2 protein-coding genes and 3 tRNA genes are annotated in these 4,881 nt (G+C 52.8%); all 5 read left to right on the top strand.

From position 1 onward, the window contains the following. Window positions 1-1,067: 1,067 nt before the first annotated feature. On the top strand, window positions 1,068-2,492 hold the full coding sequence (locus tag ACIP6G_RS18160) for an amino acid permease (protein WP_365946657.1): 1,425 nt from the start codon (window positions 1,068-1,070) through the stop codon (window positions 2,490-2,492). Window positions 2,493-2,668: 176 nt separating this feature from the next. Next, on the top strand, window positions 2,669-4,045 hold the full coding sequence (locus tag ACIP6G_RS18165; RefSeq protein ID WP_365946656.1) for an FAD-linked oxidase C-terminal domain-containing protein: 1,377 nt from the start codon (window positions 2,669-2,671) through the stop codon (window positions 4,043-4,045). Window positions 4,046-4,154: 109 nt separating this feature from the next. Continuing rightward, window positions 4,155-4,228 (top strand) — tRNA-Pro (locus tag ACIP6G_RS18170). Window positions 4,229-4,514: 286 nt separating this feature from the next. Continuing rightward, window positions 4,515-4,586: transfer RNA gene (locus ACIP6G_RS18175), tRNA-Gln, on the top strand. 48 nt (window positions 4,587-4,634) lie between these two features. Next, window positions 4,635-4,710, top strand: a tRNA-Glu gene (locus ACIP6G_RS18180). Window positions 4,711-4,881 lie beyond the last annotated feature (171 nt).

Genomic DNA, 4,881 nt, shown 5'->3' on the forward strand with positions numbered 1-4,881 from the left:
ACCGTTTGGTGCCGGGGCCTCACCTGTTTAACGAGAAGGGGAGGGGGAATTGGGTAGCTGGTGCTGCTTGGTTCCCCCTCTCCTCCTGCTTTAACGACCAGTGCGTCCAGGGTATTTGTGTTGGCCAAGGTTGCCGGCGAGCTCAGTTGCTTGCACCGGATGACGAGGGCCAGGTTACCCGAGAATTATTCACTGGAGTTCTTATCCAAATTGAAGATCAGGTTGTCGGCCCAGCCAGCCTTGCTGAGCCATATTTGTTCCCTGACGGGTATCGACTAAAAATGCCAGCTGGTCGACTGCGTAATTTGAGTTTCAGGCACCAAGGCGACAGCTCCGTTTCGGAAGACGATTCCCGCAGTTGCACCACATTCACCTGCCGGCGTGCAATGGTGAGAGCAACTGGCAACCACAGGTCTCGGCGTAAGGGGATTCGACCGACCAAGGGAACCAAGACTGCGAGAATTCACCGGGTCAGGCCAATGAACGTCATTGTGGACCTCGTCTTGGAAAGCCTTGAAAGCAATAGATACTGTCATCCACCGCCCGAAGACACCGGCATCGTGTTTCTGAAGACGCGGACGCTAACGGACAGCAGATGCTTTGACTTCCGGTGGACAACATGACGGACACAGGCGGGCGTGGCTGCTGACCACTGACGTGCAGCACTTTGAAGCCAGCCGTATCGGAATCCTGCCTCGATATCGAGGGATTGCGCAAGCACATTTAAGCATTCTCAAGGTCGTTGGTGAGGATCGCGCAGCATGATCCTTCAATTGGATTCACGAGTATCTGACTGCATTGCATGCCGGGATGTGTACTTCTATCTACAGCTCGCGAGTGGTCGAAATTCCAGAATGCCCATCACGCTGTCCCGAGATACCCGTTGGAAGAATTGCCGTCCGGTATCTCAGCTTCTTTTCACCACGAGTCTGAGGTACCGGACTATCTTGTCTTTTTCCCCGCTCCAAGATGCGTGTGACTGCGATTACATGGATGTCGGGGTTGAAGCACACCATGAAAAGTGAGCGGCAAACCTCTGATGCAGTTAGGAATCTCGGAGGAGCAGCATGCGTACTAGCCAGACAAGTCAAAACTTGAAACGTGGTTTAAGCACACGGCACATCAGGTTTATCGCTCTAGGGTCTGCTATTGGCACAGGCTTGTTCTTTGGTTCCGCAAGCGCCATTCAAATGGCTGGGCCAGCGGTGCTGTTGGCATACATACTCGGTGGGGCAGTGGTGTTCATGGTGATGCGTGCGTTGGGAGAAATGGCAGTCCGCAATCCGACCTCCGGCTCATTCGGAAGCTATGCCACTGAATTCGTTGGACGCTTTGCTGGCTTTGCAACCGGGTGGACCTACACGTTTGAAATGTTTGTGGTGGCCCTGGCTGACGTGACAGCTTTTGGCGTATATATGGGTTTCTGGTTTCCCAACGTCGAACGATGGATCTGGATCCTGGCAGTTGTTTTCTTCATTGCCGCCGTGAACCTGCTCTCGGTCAAAGTCTTCGGGGAACTGGAATTTTGGTTCTCCTTGATCAAGGTCGTCGCTATCATAGCAATGATCGCTGGTGGCGTTCTCGTAATCGTCTTCGGGTTGGGCAACCAAAGCGAAGGAGCTGCAGGTCTATCCAATCTCTTTGCTGGCGACGGTTTCATGCCGCATGGTGTCTGGGGCATTCTCGCTTCCCTGACGATTGTCATGTTTGCCTTCGGCGGCACCGAAGTGATCGGCATTACCGCTGGCGAAGCGCAAAACCCGCGTAAAGTCATTCCGCAGGCAATTAACTCTGTACCAGTGCGCATCTTGCTGTTCTACGTACTGACGCTCAGTGTCATCATGTGCATTCAGCCGTGGAACACGATTGATGGTAGTGAAAGTCCATTCGTTTCGATCTTCTCCAGCATCGGCTTCTCGTCAGCAGCAAATGTCCTGAACTTCATCGTCATCACTGCGGCACTCTCAGCAATCAACGCAGACATCTTCGGTGCGGGACGCATGATTCACGGTATGGCCAAACAAGGCCAGGCACCACAGGTATTCACGAAGACCACGGCTAACGGGGTCCCATGGGTGACTTCACTATCGATGATCGGCGCATTGCTTATTGGCGTAGTGCTGAACATCTGGTTCGAAGATGAGATCTTCTTCCTCATTGCTGCATTGGCTACTTTCGCCACCGTCGTTGTTTGGTCGATGATCCTGATCTCTCATATTCGGATGAAGCACCGGATAGACAGAGATAATCTTGAACCTTCTGCATTCCCAGTTCCGCTTTGGCCAGTGGGTAGCTACTTGGCGCTGGCCTTCATGATCTTCGTCATCATCTTAATCGGCATTATTCCTGATACGCGTAGTGCACTCATTACCGGTCTAATCTGGGTGGCAATCCTGGGCGTCTGTTATCGACTATTCGTCAGGGGAAAAGCTCTTCCCGCAGAAATGCAAGCAGCACAATCGAAAGAAAATGCAGCAGCTGAAAGGTCCTAGCCCGATAAATAATAGGGCAATGACGTATGCCGGCCCCGGACTGGCTGGCCATGAGGGCGCAAACGCAGTGTTGAACCGAGCTACTAGTAAATTGCCAAGTCATCAAGTTCGGCAAAGACCTTCAAAAGCCGTAGTCTCAGGTAATCACTTGCACGCAACGATCCGTGGAGATAAAGATGGCCGCTAACCATGCCGGATTTCTAGATGCCCTCAGCGCGGCATTACCAGAGAATGCCATAGAATCATCGGGCCCGCTGCTTCGAGAAAACTCTAGAGACTTCGGGCAGTTGTCGGGGGATCCCATTGAACCGCTGGCCGTGGTTTTCGCCAGTTCCGTAGCGGATGTACAACACGTTCTACGCTTGGCTAGCGAATACAGGGTACCGGTCATCAGCCGCGGTGCCGGCACAGGTGTTTCTGGCGGTGTGCACGTACTAGGTGATGCCATCGTCTTGAACTTGAGCAAGATGAATAGAATCCTCGAGATCCGCCCGGAAGATGAAGTCGCTGTGGTTGAACCTGGCGTCATCAATCATCAGCTGAACGAAGCCGTTTCCGAATTCGGCCTCATGTACGCCCCGGATCCTGCTAGCTACAGGATGTCTACAATTGGCGGCAACATCGCAACCAACGCGGGAGGCCTGCGGTGCGCGAAGTATGGCGTGACTCGAGAAGCAGTGCTCTCCCTAGACGTCGTATTGGCTGACGGCCGACTAATCCGCGTTGGCAAGAATACGTTCAAGGGTGTAGCAGGGTATGATCTCGCCGCACTTTTCACAGGGTCCGAGGGCACGCTGGGCGTTGTCGTTCGCGCAGTTCTCCGATTGCGCTATCTCCCGGTAGACGAACGAGACATAGCTCTATTGTTCCCCAGCCTGGAGGAAGCAGTCGAGGGCGTTCAACTGATTGCCAAAGCCAGAATTCAGCCTGCCATTTTGGAACTCATCGATCATTCGACTCTGCTCATTCTTGATGAACAGTACTCGACGAATTACGCAGGTCTTGGCGGTGCCATGCTCTTGGCTCGACTGGATGGCTACGGCGCCGAGCGCGAAGAAGCCGCTCTCCGCAGTGTTTTCGCAGAACGCAATGCCCAGCTAAGCAATTCGGCAGATCCGAGTGCTATGCAACTGATCGAAATGCGCCGAACCAGCCGGGGTGATACTAAAGACGATGCTTACCGGACTGGAGAGGATGTCGCCATTCCGAAAAGCAAGATGCTTGAATACGTGCACCGCGTTCAACGGGCTGCGCGGGAGGAAAACGTAAACATGCGGATGATTTCGCATGTAGGGGATGGCAATCTGCATCCGACGTTTTCTGTAGAACCCGAAGACGGCAACGAGCCACTAGCGAGGCTTGACCGTGCAGTTGAAAGCTCCGTACGTATTGCACTGGAACTAGGCGGCACAATTACTGGCGAACACGGTGTCGGGTTGATCAAAAAAGATTGGTTGCAATGGGAACAAGCAACAGAAGTGATCGAACTCCAACAGCAGATCAAGAACCTTTTGGACCCGTTGAATATCTTGAATCCTGGGAAAGCTATCTAATGGTCTTAAGCTGCGAGTCCCGGCTAAGGACTTGGCGGCAAAGAAAAGAGTAGCTATGCCGGGCATTGATGAGAATTCTGCAGGGTGTATAGTGAAATGGTTGTAACCACGGGATATAGCGCAGCTTGGTAGCGCGCGTCGTTCGGGACGACGAGGTCGCAGGTTCGAATCCTGTTATCCCGACACACAGCTAAGGGGGAACTTCGGTTCCCTCTTTTGCATTAAGCAGTCGTCTCAGCACGCAGTGACAGGTCAAGTGGACCTGCCTCCTTCGGCGGCAATTTATCGGCTGACGTGTAGCGAAGCTCAGGTCTGTTACAGGCATTTCAATAAACGAGCTGCAGATCACTCGAGGATATTGCCCCAGGATGTGCGATCCGTGAATTTTTTAGGTATAGTTATATCTCGTGCTAAGGCGTTCAGCGCAGATCAGCTTCGGCTGCTGAAGCAAATGAATACCAAGTCACATTGGGATATGGTGTAATTGGCAACACAACGGTTTCTGGTTCCGTCATTCTAGGTTCGAGTCCTGGTATCCCAGCGCTTCACCAAAGAGATTTGGTGAGCTGAAGATTTATCTTCAGCATACGGCCCCATCGTATAGCGGCCTAGTACTCCGCCCTCTCACGGCGGCAACACGGGTTCGAATCCCGTTGGGGTCACCAAAGCAAAAATCGCGAAACTTATGTTTCGCGATTTTTTTATGCCCAAAAACCGAGGATTCTACGGAACCGACAGCGGCTTCCGCTGAAACCTCCTTAAGCAGGGTAATCCGTCAGTAATGTAACGGCGCAGAGTTGCAGGTCTGGCGCGGGTGAGGGGAAACTGCCCGTTGA

It is taken from the genome of Glutamicibacter sp. NPDC088483 (genome assembly GCF_044753145.1).
Lineage (GTDB): Bacteria > Actinomycetota > Actinomycetes > Actinomycetales > Micrococcaceae > Glutamicibacter.

Bases quoted from the DNA above. Each gene is read 5' to 3' on its own strand.
- ACIP6G_RS18160 (WP_365946657.1), top strand. From the start codon at position 1,068: ATGCGTACTAGCCAGACAAGTCAAAACTTGAAACGTGGTTTAAGCACA.
- ACIP6G_RS18165 (WP_365946656.1), top strand. From the start codon at position 2,669: ATGGCCGCTAACCATGCCGGATTTCTAGATGCCCTCAGCGCGGCATTA.